This is a genomic window from Streptomyces sp. NPDC059355, assembly GCF_042752335.1.
Lineage (GTDB): Bacteria > Actinomycetota > Actinomycetes > Streptomycetales > Streptomycetaceae > Streptomyces.
Window position 1 is genome coordinate 44144 of sequence record NZ_JBHYXN010000024.1, and the last position, 20351, is coordinate 64494.

General features: G+C 71.0%; 22 protein-coding genes. 21 read left to right on the forward strand and 1 reads right to left on the reverse strand.

What is annotated here, in order from left to right; translation table 11 throughout:
* The first annotated feature begins 1 nt into the window (after position 1).
* The 13 genes from map (at position 2) to glmM (ending at position 10998) form a co-directional block, all read left to right on the forward strand.
* A complete protein-coding gene (gene map, locus ACFXGI_RS22745; protein ID WP_030154708.1) occupies positions 2-838 on the forward strand; it encodes a type I methionyl aminopeptidase in 837 nt (278 codons plus the stop codon).
* 141 nt (positions 839-979) lie between these two features.
* On the forward strand, positions 980-1201 hold the full coding sequence (gene infA / locus ACFXGI_RS22750; protein WP_003956442.1) for a translation initiation factor IF-1: 222 nt from the start codon (positions 980-982) through the stop codon (positions 1199-1201).
* Positions 1202-1275: 74 nt separating this feature from the next.
* Positions 1276-1389, forward strand: a complete 114-nt coding sequence (gene rpmJ, locus ACFXGI_RS22755) for a 50S ribosomal protein L36 (protein ID WP_003956441.1) — start codon at positions 1276-1278, stop codon at positions 1387-1389.
* Between the two features lie 199 nt (positions 1390-1588).
* The gene (rpsM, locus tag ACFXGI_RS22760; protein WP_007265919.1) at positions 1589-1969 is read left to right on the forward strand and encodes a 30S ribosomal protein S13; all 381 of its coding nucleotides are present in this window, start codon (positions 1589-1591) and stop codon (positions 1967-1969) included.
* 54 nt (positions 1970-2023) lie between these two features.
* A complete protein-coding gene (gene rpsK, locus ACFXGI_RS22765) occupies positions 2024-2428 on the forward strand; it encodes a 30S ribosomal protein S11 (protein WP_003956432.1) in 405 nt (134 codons plus the stop codon).
* Positions 2429-2568: 140 nt separating this feature from the next.
* The gene (locus ACFXGI_RS22770; protein WP_008739666.1) at positions 2569-3591 is read left to right on the forward strand and encodes a DNA-directed RNA polymerase subunit alpha; all 1023 of its coding nucleotides are present in this window, start codon (positions 2569-2571) and stop codon (positions 3589-3591) included.
* A 92-nt stretch (positions 3592-3683) separates the two neighbouring features.
* Positions 3684-4151 carry a 50S ribosomal protein L17 gene (gene rplQ, locus ACFXGI_RS22775; RefSeq protein WP_030298228.1) on the forward strand — a complete coding sequence of 156 codons (468 nt, stop codon included), beginning with the start codon at positions 3684-3686 and terminating at the stop codon, positions 4149-4151.
* Between the two features lie 112 nt (positions 4152-4263).
* Positions 4264-5115, forward strand: a complete 852-nt coding sequence (gene truA / locus ACFXGI_RS22780) for a tRNA pseudouridine(38-40) synthase TruA (protein WP_384709534.1) — start codon at positions 4264-4266, stop codon at positions 5113-5115.
* A gap of 64 nt (positions 5116-5179) precedes the next feature.
* Positions 5180-6799, forward strand: coding sequence for an ABC-F family ATP-binding cassette domain-containing protein (locus tag ACFXGI_RS22785; protein WP_384709537.1), 1620 nt, complete (start codon positions 5180-5182; stop codon positions 6797-6799).
* A gap of 217 nt (positions 6800-7016) precedes the next feature.
* Complete coding sequence (locus ACFXGI_RS22790; RefSeq protein ID WP_384709540.1) at positions 7017-8273, forward strand: glycosyltransferase family 87 protein; 1257 nt, start codon at positions 7017-7019, stop codon at positions 8271-8273.
* Between the two features lie 231 nt (positions 8274-8504).
* On the forward strand, positions 8505-8948 hold the full coding sequence (gene rplM / locus ACFXGI_RS22795; protein WP_384709543.1) for a 50S ribosomal protein L13: 444 nt from the start codon (positions 8505-8507) through the stop codon (positions 8946-8948).
* Between the two features lie 42 nt (positions 8949-8990).
* Positions 8991-9506 carry a 30S ribosomal protein S9 gene (gene rpsI / locus ACFXGI_RS22800; protein ID WP_030864407.1) on the forward strand — a complete coding sequence of 172 codons (516 nt, stop codon included), beginning with the start codon at positions 8991-8993 and terminating at the stop codon, positions 9504-9506.
* A 133-nt stretch (positions 9507-9639) separates the two neighbouring features.
* Complete coding sequence (gene glmM / locus ACFXGI_RS22805) at positions 9640-10998, forward strand: phosphoglucosamine mutase (protein WP_384709547.1); 1359 nt, start codon at positions 9640-9642, stop codon at positions 10996-10998.
* A 265-nt stretch (positions 10999-11263) separates the two neighbouring features.
* On the opposite strand, the gene coaA is transcribed toward glmM, so the two are convergent.
* Positions 11264-12298, reverse strand: coding sequence for a type I pantothenate kinase (coaA, locus tag ACFXGI_RS22810; RefSeq protein ID WP_030864396.1), 1035 nt, complete (start codon positions 12296-12298; stop codon positions 11264-11266).
* Between the two features lie 219 nt (positions 12299-12517).
* Between coaA and ACFXGI_RS22815 the strand changes: the two genes are divergently transcribed.
* From ACFXGI_RS22815 to ACFXGI_RS22850, 8 genes are all read left to right on the forward strand, one after another.
* Positions 12518-13255, forward strand: a complete 738-nt coding sequence (locus ACFXGI_RS22815; protein ID WP_384709550.1) for a hypothetical protein — start codon at positions 12518-12520, stop codon at positions 13253-13255.
* A 105-nt stretch (positions 13256-13360) separates the two neighbouring features.
* Positions 13361-15208, forward strand: a complete 1848-nt coding sequence (gene glmS, locus ACFXGI_RS22820; RefSeq protein WP_384709553.1) for a glutamine--fructose-6-phosphate transaminase (isomerizing) — start codon at positions 13361-13363, stop codon at positions 15206-15208.
* An 18-nt stretch (positions 15209-15226) separates the two neighbouring features.
* Positions 15227-15595 carry a holo-ACP synthase gene (locus ACFXGI_RS22825; protein WP_384709556.1) on the forward strand — a complete coding sequence of 123 codons (369 nt, stop codon included), beginning with the start codon at positions 15227-15229 and terminating at the stop codon, positions 15593-15595.
* A gap of 26 nt (positions 15596-15621) precedes the next feature.
* Positions 15622-17031 (forward strand): NAD(P)H-hydrate dehydratase, encoded by a 1410-nt coding sequence (locus ACFXGI_RS22830; protein ID WP_384709559.1) that lies wholly within the window; start codon positions 15622-15624, stop codon positions 17029-17031.
* Between the two features lie 89 nt (positions 17032-17120).
* The gene (gene alr / locus ACFXGI_RS22835; protein WP_384709561.1) at positions 17121-18257 is read left to right on the forward strand and encodes an alanine racemase; all 1137 of its coding nucleotides are present in this window, start codon (positions 17121-17123) and stop codon (positions 18255-18257) included.
* Between the two features lie 18 nt (positions 18258-18275).
* Positions 18276-19475 carry an alpha/beta fold hydrolase gene (locus ACFXGI_RS22840; protein ID WP_384709564.1) on the forward strand — a complete coding sequence of 400 codons (1200 nt, stop codon included), beginning with the start codon at positions 18276-18278 and terminating at the stop codon, positions 19473-19475.
* On the forward strand, positions 19411-19971 hold the full coding sequence (gene tsaE, locus ACFXGI_RS22845) for a tRNA (adenosine(37)-N6)-threonylcarbamoyltransferase complex ATPase subunit type 1 TsaE (RefSeq protein WP_384709567.1): 561 nt from the start codon (positions 19411-19413) through the stop codon (positions 19969-19971). The genes ACFXGI_RS22840 and tsaE overlap by 65 nt, the downstream gene beginning before the upstream one ends.
* A 172-nt stretch (positions 19972-20143) precedes the next feature.
* A complete protein-coding gene (locus ACFXGI_RS22850) occupies positions 20144-20326 on the forward strand; it encodes a hypothetical protein (RefSeq protein WP_384709570.1) in 183 nt (60 codons plus the stop codon).
* Positions 20327-20351: the final 25 nt, after the last annotated feature.

Here is a 20351-nt window from a genome sequence, read left to right on the forward strand (position 1 = left end):
CATGGTCCAGATCAAGACCCCCGAGCAGATCGCGAAGATGCGCGAGGCAGGGCTGGTCGTCGCCGCGATCCACGCGGCGACCCGTGAGGCGGCCGTACCGGGCGCCACGACGCGGGATCTGGACATGGTGGCCCGCAAGGTCATCGCGGATGCCGGGGCCAAGTCGAACTTCCTGGGCTACGGCGGCTTCCCCGCGACGATCTGCACGTCCGTGAACGAGGTCGTCGTGCACGGCATCCCGGACGACAAGACGGTCCTCAAGGACGGCGACGTCATCTCGATCGACGCCGGCGCCATCGTCGACGGCTGGCACGGCGACGCGGCGTACACCGCCTTCGTGGGCACGGGTCACGCTCCTGAGCTCATCGAGCTCTCCCGGGTGACCGAGGAGTCGATGTGGGCCGGCATCGCCGCGATGAAGCTCGGCAACCGCCTCGTGGACATCTCCAAGGCGATCGAGGGCTACATCCGCCGCCAGCCGCGGCCGGCGACCGGCAAGTACGGGATCATCGAGGACTACGGCGGCCACGGCATCGGGTCCGAGATGCACATGGACCCCCACCTGCTGAACTACGTCTCGCGCAAGCGCGGCAAGGGCATCAAGCTGGTCCCGGGCGTCTGCCTGGCGATCGAGCCCATGGTCTCCCTGGGCACCCCGCAGACGGAGGTGCTGGCGGACGACTGGACGGTCATCACGACGGACGGCACCTGGTCCTCGCACTGGGAGCACTCCATCGCCCTGACCGAGGCCGGGCCCATCGTCCTGACGAGCCCGGACTGCGGCAAGGCGAAGCTGGCGGAGTACGGCGTGACCACTGCGCCGGATCCTCTTGGTTAATGATCTACGCTGTAGGGCAAACTTTCCGGATTCGTCTTTCTGGGTGCCCTGACGTAGACTGACTCGTCGGCTCCTTTGCACCCGCATGTCCTCATGCGAAGGCAGGGAGCTGATCAAGGTAGCCGATTCGAAGGGCGAAGCGTGGCCAAGAAGCAAGGTGCCATCGAAATCGAGGGCACCGTGATCGAGTCCCTCCCGAACGCGATGTTCAAGGTGGAACTGCAGAACGGTCACAAGGTCCTCGCGCACATCAGCGGCAAGATGCGTATGCACTACATCCGCATCCTCCCGGATGACCGGGTCGTTGTGGAGCTGTCTCCGTACGACCTGACGCGTGGCCGGATCGTCTACCGATACAAGTAGATCTTGTCTTCACTCCGGCCTGGACATCTCGTCCCGGCGCGGGTGGTGGCACTGACCCGGAGAACCTCACCAACATGAAGGTCAAGCCGAGCGTCAAGAAGATCTGCGACAAGTGCAAGGTGATCCGCCGTCACGGTCGGGTCATGGTCATCTGCGACAACCTGCGCCACAAGCAGCGCCAGGGCTGACGCACGCCGACCGACCTGCACTACGCAGTTCTTCGCGCGACGTAAGAAAACGTACATACGCAGAGCCCGCCCAGCCCTGAGAGGGGCCGGCGGCACCTCCGGCGGGGGCCGGGGACCCGGACGTACCACCACCCATCAGGTGTGGTCGGCGGTCGGGAATGGTTCTGCGGAAGACCCCCGAACACACAGGAGCCATTGAATGGCACGCGTTTCCGGTGTTGACATCCCGCGCGAAAAGCGTGTGGAGATCGCACTCACCTACGTCTTCGGTATCGGGCGCACCCGGTCCAAGGAGATCCTCGCCTCCACCGGCGTGAACCCGAACACCCGCGTTCGTGACCTGGCCGAAGAGGACCTCGTCAAGATCCGCGAGTACGTGGACGCCAACCTCCGTACCGAGGGTGACCTCCGCCGCGAGATCCAGGGCGACATCCGCCGCAAGATCGAGATCCAGTGCTACCAGGGCATCCGCCACCGTCGTGGCCTGCCGGTGCACGGTCAGCGCACCAGCACGAACGCGCGTACCCGCAAGGGCCCGCGTCGCGCGATCGCCGGTAAGAAGAAGCCGGGCAAGAAGTAGTCCTGTTCAGCGGTCTTGCGCTGTAGGACCGACCACCTCCCGTAGGAGATTTAGATGCCCCCCAAGGGTCGTCAGGGCGCTGCCAAGAAGGTGCGCCGCAAGGAAAAGAAGAACGTCGCTCACGGGCACGCCCACATCAAGAGCACGTTCAACAACACGATCGTCTCGATCACGGACCCCTCGGGCAACGTGATCTCCTGGGCCTCCGCCGGCCACGTCGGCTTCAAGGGCTCGCGCAAGTCCACCCCCTTCGCCGCGCAGATGGCCGCCGAGTCGGCCGCCCGCCGCGCGCAGGAGCACGGCATGCGCAAGGTTGACGTCTTCGTCAAGGGTCCGGGCTCCGGCCGCGAGACCGCGATCCGCTCCCTCCAGGCCACCGGCCTCGAGGTCGGCTCGATCCAGGACGTCACCCCCACCCCGCACAACGGCTGCCGCCCGCCGAAGCGCCGCCGCGTCTGACGCAGCGGACGCACTTGTGCGTCTTTGAGTGTCCGGGCGGTACGAACCCCTTCGGGGGGACGTGCCGCCCGTACCCTTGCAGTACCTGGCTTTACCCGTCGGGCGTCAAATAGTGGGCGTCCACGACTGAAGGAACACACATGCTTATCGCTCAGCGTCCTTCGCTGACCGAAGAGGTCGTCGACGAGTACCGCTCGCGGTTCGTGATCGAGCCGCTCGAGCCGGGCTTCGGCTACACCCTCGGCAACTCGCTGCGCCGCACGCTCCTGTCCTCGATCCCGGGTGCCGCTGTCACCAGCATCCGCGTGGACGGCGTCCTGCACGAGTTCACCACCGTGCCCGGTGTCAAGGAAGACGTCACCGACATCATCCTCAACATCAAGCAGCTGGTCGTCTCCTCGGAGCACGACGAGCCGGTCGTGATGTACCTGCGCAAGCAGGGTCCCGGCCTGGTCACCGCTGCCGACATCGCGCCCCCGGCCGGTGTCGAGGTGCACAACCCGGACCTGGTCCTCGCCACGCTCAACGGCAAGGGCAAGCTGGAGATGGAGCTGACCGTCGAGCGCGGTCGCGGCTACGTCTCCGCCGTCCAGAACAAGCAGCTGGGCCAGGAGATCGGCCGCATTCCGATCGACTCCATCTACAGCCCGGTCCTCAAGGTCACCTACAAGGTCGAGGCGACCCGAGTCGAGCAGCGCACCGACTTCGACAAGCTCATCGTCGACGTCGAGACCAAGCAGGCCATGCGCCCGCGCGACGCCATGGCGTCCGCAGGCAAGACCCTGGTCGAGCTGTTCGGTCTGGCGCGCGAGCTCAACATCGACGCCGAGGGCATCGACATGGGCCCGTCCCCGACGGACGCCGCCCTGGCCGCCGACCTGGCGCTGCCGATCGAGGAGCTCGAGCTCACCGTTCGGTCGTACAACTGCCTCAAGCGCGAGGGCATCCACTCCGTGGGTGAGCTCGTCGCCCGTTCCGAGGCCGACCTGCTCGACATCCGCAACTTCGGTGCGAAGTCGATCGACGAGGTCAAGGCGAAGCTGGCCGGCATGGGCCTGGCCCTCAAGGACAGCCCGCCCGGATTCGACCCGACCGCCGCCGCCGACGCCTTCGGCGCCGACGACGACGCGGACGCCGGTTTCGTCGAGACCGAGCAGTACTGAGCAGCACCCGTTGAACTTTCCCGTGGCAGCCGCCGCGGGGGAACTGACACCGGTACCTGACACGGCCGGTGCAGAAATGAAGGAGTAACACCATGCCGCGTCCCGCAAAGGGTGCCCGTCTGGGCGGTTCCGCCGCGCACGAGAAGCACCTTCTCGCGAACCTCGCGAAGGCGCTCTTCGAGCACGGCCGCATCACCACCACCGAGGCCAAGGCCCGCCGCCTGCGTCCCTACGCCGAGCGTCTGGTCACCAAGGCCAAGAAGGGCGACATCCACAACCGTCGCCTGGTGCTGCAGACGATCACGGACAAGAGCATCGTGCACACGCTGTTCACCGAGATCGCCCCGCGCTACGAGAACCGCCCCGGTGGTTACACGCGCATCACCAAGATCGGCAACCGTCGTGGCGACAACGCCCCGATGGCCGTGATCGAGCTGGTCGAGGCCCTCACGGTCGCCCAGCAGGCCACTGGTGAGGCCGAGGCCGCCACCAAGCGCGCCGCGAAGGACGCCGAGGCCGTGGCCGAGGCTCCCGCTGCCGAGGAGACCAAGGAGGCCTGATCCCGCTCCGGGATCGAGCTTGCTTGATCGGCTCTGAACGGGCCCGCCCCTTCCCGGGGCGGGCCCGTTCTGCGTTTCCTGACGTTCTTGAGCTTCTGAGAGGATCTGTCGCGTGAGTGACGAGGTGGAGCCCGGGCACGTCCGGGTACGGCTGGACCTGTCGTACGACGGGAAGGACTTCTCCGGCTGGGCGAAGCAGCGCGTGCTGCGGACCGTCCAGGGCGAGCTGGAGTCGGCCCTGCAGACCGTGATGCGGCTGCCGGACCCGGTCGAGCTGACCGTGGCCGGGCGGACCGACGCGGGCGTGCACGCGCGCGGGCAGGTGGCGCAGTTCGACGTGCGCGACGAGGTGTGGGCCGAGCACCACGACAAGCTGCTGCGCCGCCTCGCGGGCCGGCTGCCGCACGACGTACGGGTGTGGAAGGCCGCCGAGGCACCCGAGGGCTTCAACGCCCGGTTCTCCGCCATCTGGCGCCGGTACGCCTACCGCGTCGGCGACGACCAGGGCGGCGTGGACCCGCTGCGCCGCGGGCACGTGCTGTGGCACCAGTGGCCGCTCGACGTGGACGCCATGAACGAGGCCGCCGCCGCGCTGCTCGGCGAGCACGACTTCGCCGCGTACTGCAAGAAGCGCGAGGGCGCCACGACCATCCGCACCCTCCAGCAGCTCGGCTGGGAGCGCGCCGAGGACGGGATCGTCACCGCGACGGTCCGCGCCGACGCCTTCTGCCACAACATGGTCCGCTCGCTGGTCGGCGCCCTGCTGCACGTCGGGGACGGGCACCGGCCGACCGACTGGCCGGGGAAGGTCCTGCGGGCCGCCGTACGGGACTCCTCGGTGCACGTGGTGAAGCCGCACGGGCTCACCCTGGAGGAGGTCGGCTACCCGGCGGACGAGCTGCTGGCCGCCCGCAGCAAGGAGGCCCGCAACATGCGCACCCTCCCGGGCGCCGGCTGCTGCTGATCCCCGGCGACCGCCGCCCCAATCCGTTTGGGCGTATCGGCGCCGGGCCTGGACAATGCCCCGCATGGGACATCTCGAAGCCAGCCACCTGGAGTACTACCTTCCCGACGGGCGGGTCCTGCTCCCCGACGTCTCCTTCCGCGTGGGGGAGGGGTCGGTCGTCGCCCTCGTCGGGGCGAACGGCGCCGGCAAGTCCACCCTGCTGAAGCTGATCTCCGGCGACCTCCAGCCGCACGGCGGCGGGACGACCGTCAGCGGCGGCCTCGGCGTGATGTCGCAGTTCGTGGGCTCCGTACGGGACGAGACGACCGTACGGGACCTGCTGGTCTCGGTGGCCCAGCCCCGGATCCGGGAGGCCGCGAAGGCCGTCGACCACGCCGAGCACCTGATCATGACGGTGGACGACGAGTCCGCCCAGATGGCGTACGCGCAGGCGCTCAGCGACTGGGCCGACGTACAGGGCTACGAGGCCGAGACCCTGTGGGACGTCTGCACCATGGCCGCCCTGGCCATCCCGTACGACGCCGCGCAGTTCCGCGAGGTGCGCACGCTGTCGGGCGGCGAACAGAAGCGGCTCGTGCTGGAGGCGCTGCTGCGCGGGCCGGACGAGGTGCTGCTGCTCGACGAGCCGGACAACTACCTGGACGTCCCGGGCAAGCGGTGGCTGGAGGAGCAGCTCAAGGCCACCCGCAAGACCGTGCTGTTCGTATCGCACGACCGGGAGCTGCTGTCCCGGGCCGCCGAGAAGATCATCAGCCTGGAGCCGAGCCCCACGGGCACGGACGTGTGGGTGCACGGCTCGGGCTTCGACACCTACCACGACGCCCGCAAGGAGCGCTTCGCGCGCTTCGAAGAGCTCAAGCGGCGCTGGGACGAGGAGCACGCCCGCCTGAAGGCGCTGGTGCTGCGGCTGCGCAACCAGGCGGCGAGCAGCCCCGACATGGCCTCGCGCTACCGGGCGATGCAGACGCGCTTCCAGAAGTTCGAGGAGGCCGGCCCGCCGCCGGAGCCGCCGCGCGAGCAGGACATCAAGATGCGTCTGAAGGGCGGGCGGACCGGCGTGCGCGCGCTGACCGTGGAGAACCTCGAGCTCACGGGCCTGATGAAGCCGTTCTCGCTGGAGGTCTTCTACGGGGAGCGGGTCGCCGTGCTCGGCTCGAACGGCTCCGGGAAGTCGCACTTCCTGCGGCTGCTGGCCGGCGAGGACGTCAAGCACACGGGTGATTTCAAGCTGGGCGCCCGGGTGGTCGCCGGTCACTTCGCGCAGACGCACGCGCACCCCGAGCTCTTCGGCCGCACGCTCGTCGACATCCTGTGGACGGAGGCGGCGAAGCCGCTCGGCCCCGCCATGGCCGTCCTGCGCCGGTACGAGCTGGAGCGCCAGGGGGAGCAGCCCTTCGAGCGGCTGTCGGGCGGCCAGCAGGCGCGTTTCCAGATCCTGCTGCTGGAGCTCGCGGGCACCACGGCGCTGCTCCTGGACGAGCCGACCGACAACCTGGACCTGGAGTCCGCGGAAGCCCTCCAGGACGGTCTGGAGTCGTACGAAGGCACTGTGCTGTGCGTCACGCACGACCGGTGGTTCGCTCGGACATTTGACCGTTTCCTGGTCTTCGGTTCCGACGGTGTTGTGCGGGAGACTCAGGAACCCGTCTGGGACGAGCGGCGCGTCGAGCGCCGCCGCTGAGACGGGTGTTCGGCCCGGTTCGACGGACGGAGTCCGGCGCAGCCGTCCGAAGCCCCTGAGGCCCACCGGGGCCGAAGGGTGCGAGGGCGGCGGTGGGGTGGGTCTCAGGAGCCCGTTCGGGACGAACGTAGGGTCGAGCGGAAGCGCTAGGGGGAGACCGGCCCCTCGGCCGGAGTGAGGGGGAGGTGTTGTGGGCCTGCGGCCTGGCATCTGGCTCATGAAGCGGGGGAGCGGCGGTCCCGCCAACCGGCTGCTCGACTGGCTGCTGCGGCCGGCGTCCCGGCCCTGGCAGCTCGTCTCCGTCGCGGTGGTCCTGGGGGTCTGCGTCTCCACGAGCCTGCGGGAGAACTGGGGCTCCGACAACGCCTTCGTGGTGAAGGCGGCGCAGACGCTGCTGGCCGGCGGGTCGCCGTACGAGGACAAGCGCTTCCTGTACCTGCCCAGCGCGGTCCTGATGGCCGTTCCCGAGGCGCTGCTGCCGACGGCGGTGCTGCGCTGGAGCCTGCCGGTGGCGATGTCCGGGCTGCTGGGCATCGGGTGGCTGGCCGCGCTGCGGATCTTCTCGGTGCCGCTGCGCTCGCGCTTCGCGGTCGTCGGGTTCCCGGTGCTGGCCCTGGCCTACAAGCCGTACGTGAACCTCGTGCTGATCGGCAACTGGACGGCGATCTCGGCGGCCGCGCTGCCGGTCGCTCTGCTGCTCGCGCACCGGCGGTCCTGGGCGGCCGCCGGGCTGGTGGTGGGGCTGGCCATCGCCTGCAAGCCCATGCTGGTGCCGATCGGGCTGGTCTTCGTACTGGCCCGGCAGTGGCGGGGGCTCGCCGTGGCCGTGCTGGTGCCGCTCGGGGTGTCGCTGCTCGGGGCGCTGATGATGCCCAGCCCCATGCTGTTCTTCACCAAGACCATGCCGTTCCTGTTCCAGGGGCAGGACGCGTACGCGCTGCCCTGGGACGCCTCTCCCATAGCGGTGCTGCCCCGGCTGGGGGTGCCGGAGCCGGTGGCGGTGCTGGTGGCCTTCGCGGGGGCCGGGGCGGGGCTGTGGGCCGCCTGGACGCGGTGGCGGCGCACGGGGGACGAGACGGACGCGGGGGAGCTGCGGCTCGTGGAGACGGCCTGCATGGTGATGCTCACCGCATTCCTGGTCTCGCGGCCGTCCTTCGACCACTACCTGCTGGTGGTGCTTCCGCTGCTGCTGGCCTCGGCGGTGCGGCCGGGGTCGATGCCCCGCTCGCCCTGGTTCTGGCTGGCCCTGACGCCCCAGGTTGCGCTGATCCCGTGGCCCTCCGAACTGGCCCACAAGCGGCGCGCCTTCAAGGACTGCGCCACCCTGTGCGGGCTCGCGATCCTGCTGGTGCGTCGTGCGCTGCGCTCCGGTCGGGTTACTCTTGGGCAAGTAACAACTGCGGGGTCCCTACCCAGGACCGAACCGGAGTGCGCCGCGACGCCAGCAGAATCGGCATCGCGGACCGCGTTTTGACCCGTACGGGTCTGCTTGGGTACCCTGCTGGTTTGTTATGCGTATTGGCTTTCTCATTCTCACGTGAAAGGCCTTGCGCCGGTCCACCGGACCGATGACCAGCGGTTCACACGGGTTGCGTCCCTGATGTGAACGAGGGCTGTCGTGATCGTCCGTGGTGACCCTGTCAGGACCTTCCCGTGGGGGCTTGCGCCCTTGGGATACCACCACTGAAGAAGCGAAGGCATACGCGTGCGTACGTTCAGCCCCAAGCCCGGCGACATCTCGCGCCAGTGGCTCGTCATCGACGCCCAGGACGTTGTCCTCGGCCGTCTGGCGACCCAGGCCGCTACCCTCCTGCGGGGCAAGCACAAGCCGACCTATGCGCCTCACATGGACATGGGCGACTTCGTCGTCATCATCAACGCCGACAAGGTTCACCTGTCCGGCAACAAGGCGACCCAGAAGATGGCGTACCGCCACTCCGGTTTCCCGGGCGGTCTGCGTTCCGTGCGCTACGACGACCTCCTGGCGAACAACCCGGAGAAGGCCGTCGAGAAGGCCATCAAGGGCATGCTCCCCAAGAACACCCTGGGCCGTCAGATGCTCTCGAAGCTGAAGGTCTACTCGGGCGACCAGCACCCGCACGCTGCCCAGCAGCCGGTGCCGTTCGAGATCACCCAGGTCGCGCAGTAGTTCCGGCCACCCCCTAAGACGTAGAAAATTCTGAGGAGCATCGTGGCCGAGACCACCGCCGAGACCCCCGTCGAAGAGTTCGAGGGCGTCGAGGAGTACACCACCGAGTCTGAGGTCGTCGTCGAGGGCGACTACACCTCCGAGTCCCTTGCCGGCCGCTTCGGCGACCCCCAGCCGGCCGCCGGCCTGGGCCGTCGCAAGAACGCCATCGCCCGCGTCCGGATCGTTCCGGGCACCGGCAAGTGGAAGATCAACGGTCGCACCCTTGAGGACTACTTCCCCAACAAGGTGCACCAGCAGGAAGTCAACGAGCCGTTCAAGCTCCTTGAGCTGGACAACCGCTACGACATCATCGCCCGCATCTCGGGTGGCGGCGTCTCCGGCCAGGCCGGCGCCCTGCGCCTCGGTGTGGCGCGCGCCCTGAACGAGGCGGACGTCGACAACAACCGCCCGGCGCTGAAGAAGGCCGGCTTCCTTTCCCGCGACGACCGTGCGGTCGAGCGCAAGAAGGCCGGTCTCAAGAAGGCCCGTAAGGCTCCGCAGTACAGCAAGCGTTAATCTGCGCCTGCTGTTCAGCAACAACCGCCCCGGCAGCACTCTCTGTGCTGCCGGGGCGGTTCGTTTACCGCCACAAGCGGCAAATACATGTCACAAGCGGTCACAAACGAAGTGTGAACTCGGGAGGACAACAGTGGGACAACTCTTCGGGACGGACGGTGTACGCGGCGTCGCCAACGCGGATCTGACGGCTGAGCTCGCGCTCGGTCTCTCCGTGGCAGCTGCCCACGTACTCGCCGAGGCGGGCACCTTCGCGGGCCACCGCGCGACCGCGGTCGTCGGCCGCGACCCGCGCGCCTCCGGCGAATTCCTGGAGGCGGCGGTCGTCGCCGGCCTCGCGAGCGCGGGCGTGGACGTCCTGCGCGTCGGTGTGCTGCCCACCCCGGCGGTGGCGTATCTCACCGGTGCGCTGGGTGCCGACCTCGGCGTGATGCTCTCCGCCAGCCACAATGCGATGCCCGACAACGGCATCAAGTTCTTCGCCCGCGGCGGCCACAAGCTCGCCGACGAGCTCGAGGACCGCATCGAGGCCGTCTACGAGGAGCACCGCACCGGCGCCCCCTGGGACCGGCCCACCGGCGCCGGCGTCGGCCGCGTCTCCGACTACGACGAGGGTTTCGACAAGTACGTCGCCCACCTCATCGGGGTCCTCCCGAACCGCCTCGAAGGACTCAAGATCGTCCTGGACGAGGCGCACGGCGCGGCCGCCCGCGTGTCGCCCGAGGCCTTCACCCGGGCGGGAGCCGAGATCGTCACCATCGGCGCCGAGCCCGACGGCCTCAACATCAACGACGGCTGCGGCTCCACCCACCTGGAGCTCCTCAAGCAGGCCGTGGTCGAGCACGCCGCCGACTTCGGCATCGCGCACGACGGCGACGCGGACCGCTGCCTCGCGGTCGACGCCGCCGGCGCCGAGATCGACGGCGACCAGATCCTCGCGGTGCTGGCCCTGGCCATGCGCGAGGCCGGCCAGCTGCGCGGCAACACCGTCGTCGGCACCGTGATGTCGAACCTCGGCTTCAAGCTGGCCATGGAGGGCGAAGGCATCGAGGTCGTGCAGACGGGTGTCGGCGACCGGTACGTGCTGGAGTCGATGAAGGAGCACGGCTACGCGCTCGGCGGCGAGCAGTCGGGCCACGTGATCATCCTCGACCACGCCACGACCGGCGACGGCACGCTCACCGGCCTGCTGCTCGCGGCGCGGGTCGCGGCCACGGGGCGCTCGCTCGCCGAGCTCGCGGGCGTCATGCGGCGGCTGCCGCAGGTGCTGATCAACGTTCCCGACGTGGACAGGTCCCGGGTCGCGACCTCCGGCGAGCTGGCCGCGGCCGTCGCCGACGCCGAGCGGGAGCTGGGCACCACCGGGCGCGTACTGCTCCGTCCGTCCGGTACCGAGCCGCTCGTACGAGTGATGGTCGAGGCCGCCGACATCGAGCAGGCCCGCGCGGTCGCCGGACGGCTGGCGGACGCCGTGAAGTCGGCGCTCGGCTAGAGCGGCCACGGTTCCCGTACGCCGGCCCCGTCCTGAGGAGGATTCCCCAGGACGGGGCCGACGGCGTTCGGGGCCGGTCCGCTCAGGTCTTCGGCCTGCGGACCCGGCGGCCGCGCCGGGTCCGCCACAGCGCCTTCAGGTCGATGTCCTCGACGGCGATCGACCCGCCGGCGGTCGGCTCGATCGCCGAGATCACGGCCGTGGTCCGGTCGGCCGGGGTGATCAACCGCAGGTGCGGCAGGGCCGCACCCCGGTCGCCGGGGGATCAGAGCTTGCGGAGGCTGAGTTTCTGGACCTTGTGGTCCGGGCCCTTGCGGACGACGAGCGTGGCACGGCCGCGGGTGGGGGCGACGTTCTCCAGGAGGTTGGGCTTGTTGATCGTGCGCCACATGGTCTGCGCGTACTCCATGGCCTCCTCCTCGGAGACCTGGGTGTACTTGCGGAAGTAGGAGAACGGGTTCTGGAACGCGGTCTCGCGCAGCTTCCGGAACCGGTTGAGGTACCAGCGCTCGATGTCCTCGGGCCGGGCGTCCACGTACACGCTGAAATCGAAGTAGTCGGCGAGCGCGACGCGCGTACGGCCGTCCGTGCCGGGCAGGGCCGGCTGCAGGACGTTGAGCCCCTCGACGATCAGGATGTCCGGGCGGCGTACGACGAGCTGCTCGCCGGGGACGATGTCGTAGATCAGGTGCGAGTAGACCGGGGCGCTGACCTCGTCCTTGCCCGCCTTGATGTCCGCGACGAAGCGGGTGAGCGCGCGCCGGTCGTACGACTCCGGGAAGCCCTTGCGGGAGGTCAGCCCGCGCCGCTGGAGCTCCTTCATGGGGTAGAGGAAGCCGTCGGTGGTGACCAGCTCGACGCGGGGGTGTTCGGGCCAGCGGGCGAGCAGGGCCTGGAGCAGGCGGGCCACGGTGGACTTGCCGACGGCGACGGAGCCGGCGACCCCTATGACGAAGGGGGTGCCCTGCTGGGCGCCGTGGCCGTTGCCGGCGTCGCCGAGGAAGGTGTTGAGGGTGCCGCGGAGGTTGCTCGTGGCGCCGACGTAGAGGTTGAGGAGGCGGGAGAGCGGCAGGTAGACGTCCCGGACCTCGTCGAGGTCGATGACGTCGCCGAGACCGCGCAGCCGCTCGACCTCCTCGGCGGTGAGGGGGAGCGGGGTCCGCTCGCGCAGCGCGCTCCACTCGTCGCGGGTGAGGTCGACGTACGGGGAGACCTCGGCCCGGCGATGGGGTCGCTCGGGACGGCCGGGGCGCTCCGTCGCGCTGTCCGGCTGCGTGCTTCGTGGCGGCGAAGTGATCACAGGGCCATTGTCGTGGCTCGGGGGCGGTTGTGGGTGGTGGGGTCGGTCACGTGGCGGGGGCATCGGCGGGTGCGGAGGGTGTCGCCCCGGTCACGATTGGCGGCGCGCCGCGGGAAAGGGGGCGGCCTTGATCGGATCGCCGCGTAGATTTGCCGGGCGTTGCGGCCTTTGCGGGCTGCCGCTTTTTTCGTTGTTGTGTGTTTCTGGGGGAGATTCTTCGTGCGTAGCACCCTTGTCCGTCGTACCGTCCTGACCGCTTCCGCGGTGTCCCTGGTCCTGCTGTCCGCCGCCTGCGGTTCCGACAAGGCGGACGACAAGGCGGGCGGCGCCACGCCGACCCCCTCCGGCGCGGCGACGTCGGCGGCGCCGGCGGCGAAGGCGAAGACCGACGCCGAGCTGGCCGCGCTGCTGGTGACGCAGGACGAGCTGCCGACCCACGCGGTCCGGGCGGCCACCCCGGCCGAACTCGCGGCGGCGGCCAGTGCCGGGAGCGACAAGCCCGAGTGCCTGCCGCTGGTCAAGGCGCAGTGCTCGGCCCCGATCGGCACCCCGGCGGGCAGGGCGGGCACCAAGGCGGTCGCCAAGCCGAAGTCCGTGGGCGACGTCCTGGGCGCCACCGTCACGTCCATCGCCCTCGCCTCGTACGAGGGCAAGAGCGCCGACGCGGTCTTCGCCTCCGTCAAGGCAGCGGCCACGGCCTGCGCCGGCGGTTACACGGGCAGCCAGGACGGTGACTCCCTCAAGATCTCCAAGGTGGTCCCGGGCGCCCCGGTCACCGCGGGCGACGAGGCGCTCGCCTACACCGCGGTGGCCGACGTGGACGGCGAGAAGGCTTCCACGGAGCTCGTGGTCGTGCGCAAGGGCAACATCATCGCCACCTTCTCGGCCGTGAGCCCGAGCGGCTCCGCCGAGCAGCCGAAGGCCGTCGTCGAGATCCAGGCCAAGAAGCTCGGCTGACCGTTCGAAACCTGCGTCAACCCGCTCCGGCGTATGCGCCGGGGCGGGTTTTTCGTCTTGTTCAGGTACGGGGCACGGAGCCGACATCCGCGTACGCTGCGCCGTATGTGCGGAATTGTGGGTTACGTGGGAGCGCAGTCGGCGCTCGATGTGGTCATCGCCGGACTCAAGCGGCTGGAGTACCGCGGCTACGACTCGGCGGGTGTCGCCGTGCTCGCGGACGGGGGACTGGTCTGCGCCAAGAAGGCCGGAAAACTGGTCAATCTGGAGAAGGAGCTGGTCGGGCATCCGCTGCCGGCCGGATCCACGGGACTCGGGCACACCCGCTGGGCCACCCACGGCGGGCCCACCGACGTCAACGCCCACCCGCACCTCGACAACGCGGGCAAGGTGGCCGTCGTACACAACGGCATCATCGAGAACTTCGCCGAGCTGCGCGCCGAACTGGCCGAGCGGGGGCACCGGCTGGAGTCCGAGACGGACACCGAGGTCGTCGCCCACCTGCTGGCCGAGCGGTTCGGGGCCGGCGGGGACCTCGCGGAGGCCATGCGGCAGGTGTGCCGACGGCTGGAGGGCGCGTTCACGCTGGTCGCGGTGCACGCCGACGCCCCGGACGTGGTGGTCGGGGCTCGCCGGAACTCCCCTCTGGTGGTGGGCGTCGGCGAGGGCGAGAACTTCCTCGCCTCGGACGTGGCCGCGTTCATCGCCCACACCCGGTCCGCGATCGAGCTGGGGCAGGACCAGGTCGTCGAGCTCCGCCGCGACGGGGTCACGGTGACCGACTTCGCGGGTGCGCCCGCGTCGGTGCGGGCGTACCACGTGGACTGGGACGCCTCGGCGGCCGAGAAGGGGGGGTACGACTACTTCATGCTCAAGGAGATCGCCGAGCAGCCGAAGGCCGTCGCCGACACCCTCCTGGGCAGGATCGACGCGAGCGGCTCGCTGAGCCTGGACGAGGTGCGCATCCCCGTCTCGGTGCTCAGGGAGGTCGACAAGGTCGTGATCGTGGCCTGCGGTACGGCCTACCACGCGGGCATGATCGCGAAGCTGGCCATCGAGCACTGGACCCGCATCCCGTGCGAGACGGAGCTGGCGAGCGAGTTCCGCTACCGCGACCCGATCCTGGACCAGCGGACGCTGGTCGTCGCGATCTCGCAGAGCGGCGAGACCATGGACACCCTGATGGCGCTGCGGCACGCGCGCGAGCAGGGCGCCAAGGTGCTGGCCATCTGCAATACGAACGGGTCGACGATCCCGCGCGAATCGGACGCGGTGCTGTACACGCACGCCGGTCCGGAGGTGGCCGTCGCCTCGACCAAGGCGTTCCTGACGCAGCTGGTGGCCTGCTATCTGGTCGCGCTGTACCTCGGGCAGGTGCGGGGTACTAAGTGGGGCGACGAGATCGAGGCGGTGATCCGCGAACTGTCCGACATCGCCGGGGCCGTGGACACCGTACTGGAGACGATGGAGCCGGTCCGGGCGCTGGCGCGCTCGCTGGCGGACAAGAACACCGTGCTGTTCCTGGGCCGGCACGTCGGGTACCCGGTGGCCCTGGAGGGCGCGCTCAAGCTCAAGGAGCTGGCGTACATGCACGCCGAGGGCTTCGCGGCGGGCGAGCTCAAGCACGGCCCCATCGCGCTGATCGAGAAGGACCTGCCGGTGGTGGTGGTCGTGCCGTCGCCGCGCGGGCGCTCCGTGCTGCACGACAAGATCGTGTCGAACATCCAGGAGATCCGGGCGCGCGGGGCGCGGACCATCGTCATCGCGGAGGAGGGCGACGACGCGGTCGTCCCGTACGCCGACCACCTGATCCGGATCCCGGCGACGCCGACGCTGCTCCAGCCCCTGGTGGCGACGGTGCCGCTGCAGGTCTTCGCCTGTGAGCTCGCGACCGCGCGGGGCAACGAGGTGGACCAGCCGCGTAACCTCGCAAAGTCGGTAACGGTGGAGTGAGCGAAGCGAGTTGGCGTTGTGATTATCGGAGTGGGAATCGACGTTGCCGAGATCGAGCGGTTCGGTGAGTCGCTGGCCCGGACACCGCAACTGGCGCAGCGGCTTTTCGTCGACTCCGAGTTGACGCTGCCGAGCGGCGAGCGGCGCGGGGTCGCCTCGCTCGCCGCCCGGTTCGCCGCCAAGGAGGCCCTCGCCAAGGCGCTCGGCGCGCCCGGCGGGATGCTCTGGACCGACGCCGAGGTGTACGTCGAGGAGACCGGGCAGCCGCGGGTGCGGGTGTCCGGGACGGTCGAGGCCAGGGCGGTGGCACTGGGCGTGAAGTCCTGGCACATCTCCCTGAGCCACGACGCGGGCATCGCCTCGGCCGTGGTGATCGCCGAGGGCTGAGCCTCCTTTTCGGGCAGGCTGGTCCCATGCGTACTGCTTACAGCGTGGAGACCGTGCGGGCCGCCGAGCGCGAGCTGATGGCCCGGCTGCCCGAAGGCGCCCTGATGCAGCGCGCGGCGGCCGGGCTGGCCGCCGTCTGCGCGGGACTGCTGCGCCGCGTGTACGGCTCGCGCGTCGTGCTGCTCGTCGGCCCCGGGGACAACGGCGGCGACGCGCTGTACGCGGGCGCCCGCCTGGCCCGGCGCGGCGCCGGGGTGACGGCCGTCCCGATGGATCCCGAGCGGGTGCACGCGGGCGGGCTGGCCGCCCTGCTGGCCGCCGGGGGCCGGCTCGCGCGGGCCGTCCCCGGCCGGGCGGACCTGGTACTGGACGGGCTCGTCGGCATCGGCGGCCGCGGCGGGCTCCGGCCGGCCGCCGCGGCGCTCGTGGAGCGGATCCCGGACGGCGCCGTCGTCGTCGCGGTGGACCTCCCGAGCGGGGTCGACGCGGACACCGGCGAGGTGGCCGGAGCGGCCGTCCGCGCCGATGTCACGGTGACCTTCGGGGCGTACAAGCCGGGACTGCTCATCGACCCGGGGGCCTCGCGCACCGGCGCGGTGCGCTTGGTGGACATCGGGCTGTCGCTGCCGGACCCGGACGCCGAGGCCCTGCAGCACGCCGATGTGGCGGCGCTGCTGCCGGCTCCGACGGCGTCGAGCGACAAGTACCGGCGGGGCGTGGTCGGCATCGTCGCCGGGTCGGTGCAGTACCCGGGCGCGGCGGTGCTCGCCGTCGCAGGGGCGCTGCACGGCGGCGCGGGAGCCGTTCGGTACGTCGGCCCGGCGGTGGACGCGGTGCTGGCGCGCTATCCGGAGACGCTGATCGGGCGGGGCCGGGTGCAGGCGTGGGTGGTCGGTCCGGGGCTGGGGGAGGGCCGGGCGGCGGAGGTCGCCGAGGCCCTGGCCGACCCGGTGCCGGTGCTGGTGGACGCGGACGGGCTGCGCGGGCTGGACCCGGCGGTGCTGCGGGCCCGGCCGGCCGGGACCCTGCTGACCCCGCACGCCGGGGAGGCGGCTGCGCTGCTCGGGACGGACCGGGCGGCGGTGGAGTCGGGCCGGCTGTCGTCCGTACGGTCCCTCGCGGCGCGGTACGGGGCGACGGCCCTGCTGAAGGGGTCGACCACGCTGGTGGCGCGCCCGGGGGGCGGCCCGGTCCGGGTCAACCCGACGGGGACCCCGTGGCTGGCCACCGCGGGCAGCGGCGACGTCCTGTCGGGGCTGGCGGGATCCCTGCTCGCCTCGGGCCTGGCAGCGCCTGACGCCGCGGCGGTGGCCGCGTACGTGCACGGGCTGGCGGGGCGCCGGGCCTCCTGCGGAGCCCCTCTCCTCGCCCAGCGGATCGCGGAGTCCCTGCCGGAGGCCTGGCGCGGCATCCGCGAGGAGGCCGACCGCCCTTGATACGTCATCAGGGGTGAAAAACATCCAATATGTCGCCGTGCGAACGGCGGTCGCGCAGGCCACGGCCTCGCTCTGAGAGACTGGGGGCGATGAACGAGACACCGACGCGCGTGTACGCCGAGATCGATCTTGACGCCGTACGGGCGAACGTACGCGCCCTGCGCGCGCGGGCACCCCGGGCCGAGCTGATGGCCGTCGTCAAGGCGGACGCCTATGGCCACGGCGCCGTCCGGTGCGCCCGCGCGGCCCAGGACGCCGGTGCCACCTGGCTCGGAACCGCCACCCCCGAGGAGGCGCTCGCCCTGCGCGCCGCCGGGATCGCCGGACCGATCCTGTGCTGGCTGTGGACCCCCGGCGGGCCCTGGCAGGCGGCCGTCGAAGCCGATGTGGACATCTCCGTCAGCGGCATCTGGGCCCTCGACGAAGTGCGCAAGGCGGCCCTCGCCGCCGGCCGCACCGCCAGGGTCCAGCTCAAGGCCGACACCGGCCTCGGCCGCGGCGGCTGCCAGCCCGCCGACTGGGCCGAGCTCGTCGGCGCGGCCGTCGCCGCCCAGGCCGAGGGCACCGTCAGGATCACCGGCCTCTGGTCGCACTTCGCCTGCGCCGACGAGCCGGGCCACCCCTCCATCCCGCTCCAGCTGGCGTCCTTCCGCGAGATGCTGGCGTACGCCGAGAAGGAGGGCGTGGAGCCCGAGGTCCGGCACATCGCCAACTCGCCCGCGACCCTGACCCTGCCCGAGAGCCACTTCGACCTCGTGCGCTGCGGCCTCGCCGTCTACGGGGTCTCCCCGGCCCCCGAGCTCGGCACCGCCGAGGAGCTGGGCCTGCGCCCCGCCATGACCCTCAAGGCCTCGGTGGCGCTGGTCAAGACCGTGCCCGCCGGCCACGGCGTGAGCTACGGGCACCACTACGTCACCGAGGCCGAGACGAACCTGGCCCTCATCCCCGCCGGGTACGCCGACGGCATCCCGCGGCACGCCTCCGGCAGCGGCCCCGTCTCGGTCGGCGGCAAGATCCGCCGCGTCGCCGGCCGCGTGGCCATGGACCAGTTCGTCGTCGACCTGGGCGCTGACCTGGTACGCGCCGGGGACGAGGCCGTCCTCTTCGGCACCGGCGAGCACGGCGAGCCCACCGCCGAGGACTGGGCTCAAGCGGCACACACGATCGCCTATGAGATCGTCACCCGTATCGGGGCGCGCGTGCCCCGGGTCTACCTGGGCGGCTGATGGCTGAGTGAGGACGGCGTGAGCGAGAACTGGCGCAAGGCGGGCTGGGCCGGCGCCGCGATCGGCGTGATAGCCGCAGGCGCGGCGGCCGGGGTCGCGGTCGAACGGATCACGGTCGGGCGCGGCATGCGCCGCAAGGCGCGCCTCGCGCTGGACGCCACCGGTGACTACGGCTCCCTGCGCGGGACGCCGGGAGCCTGCTACGCCGAGGACGGCACCGAGCTCCACTACGAGGTCGACGAGCCGCCCGAGGGCCCCAAGAAGCGGGGCCGGCTGCGCCGCAAGGACCCGGCCGCGCCGACCGTCGTGTTCTGCCACGGCTACTGCCTCGCCCAGGACTCCTGGCACTTCCAGCGCTCCGCCCTGCGCGGACTGGTCCGCTCCGTGTACTGGGACCAGCGCAGCCACGGCCGCAGCGCGCGCGGCTTCGCCCAGGCCGACGGCGAGCGCGTGACCATCGACCAGCTCGGCCGGGACCTGAAGACCGTCATCGACGCCGCCGCGCCCGAGGGTCCGCTGGTCCTCGTGGGCCACTCGATGGGCGGCATGACGATCATGGCGCTGGCCGAGCAGTTCCCGGAGCTGATCCGCGACCGGGTGATCGGCGTGGCCCTGGTCGGCACCTCCAGCGGCCACCTCGACCAGGTGACGTACGGGCTGCCCTCGGTCGGCATGGGCGCCGTACGCCGCATCCTGCCGCCGGTGCTCAAGGCGCTCGGCTCGCAGGTGGAGCTCGTCGAGAAGGGCCGCCGCGCCACCGCCGACCTCTTCGCGGGCATGATCAAGATGTACTCGTTCGGGGCTCCCCGCGAGGTGGACCCGGGCGTCGCGCGCTTCGCCGAGCGGCTCATCGAGGCCACCCCGATCGACGTGGTCGCCGAGTTCTACCCGGCCTTCCAGATCCACGACAAGAGCGCCGCCCTGCAGCGGTTCGCCGACATCCCCGTCACCGTCATCGCCGGCGACCGCGACATGGTCACCCCGGCCGCGCACAGCCAGGCCATCAAGGACGCGCTGCCGGCCGCCGAGCTCGTGGTCCTGGAGTCCGCCGGGCACCTGATGATGCTCGAATACCCCGACACGGTGACCGGGCTGCTGACCGACCTGCTGGCGCGCACGGGTGCGGTGCCCGCAGCGACTAACGTTGGCGGGCATGGAAGAAGTACCGCTGGAAGCGCCACGAGCAGCGCACCGTCAGGCACCGCAGCAGGGAACTGAGGCGGCCGCCGCCGAGGCGCGCATCACCGTCGGCTCGCCCGAGGCCATGCAGGAGCTGGGCCGCACCCTCGCCGGCCTGCTCCGCCCGGGCGACCTCGTCCTGCTGACCGGGGAGCTCGGCGCGGGCAAGACCACGCTGACCCGGGGCCTGGGCGAGGGGCTGGGCGTACGGGGCGCCGTGACCTCGCCGACCTTCGTGATCGCCCGGGTCCACCCCTCGCTGCGCGGCGGGCCGGCGCTGGTCCATGTGGACGCGTACCGGCTCGGCGGCGGCCTGGACGAGATGGAGGACCTGGACCTCGACGTCTCGCTGCCCGAGTCCGTGGTCGTCGTGGAATGGGGCGACGGCAAGGTCGAGGAGCTCTCCGACGACCGGCTGCACGTGGTGATCGCGCGGGCGGTCGGCCACGAGGAGGTCCTGGACGACGTACGGGAGGTCTCGGTGCGCGGGATCGGGGCGCGCTGGTCGGCGCCGGGCGCGCTGGCGGCGCTGTAGCCCGCCCGCCCGGAGCCGCGGACCCGGAGTTGATGCCCGGACCCGCCGTCCCGGAAAACGTACCGACAACTCGTCGGCAAGATATTGCGCCGATGGAGTCCGGCGTGGTCACATGGTACAGAGGGCTGGTTAGGTTTACCTAAGTACGGGCCGGCCCAAGCCAGGAGGAGCCATGTCCGCAGCAGGAGTGCAGCGCGACCCCCGCCCGTCCGTCGTGTCCATGGGGGCGCTGCTCGCCGCGGGCGCGGCCGCCACCGCCGTCTCGACGCCTCCCGTGCGGGAGGCGTCGGACGAACCCGAGGCCGCCCCGCCGGCCGTACGCGAACAGGCCGCCCCGGAGTCCGAGGCGGCCTGAGAGACCCGCGTGCCGATGGGCCCTG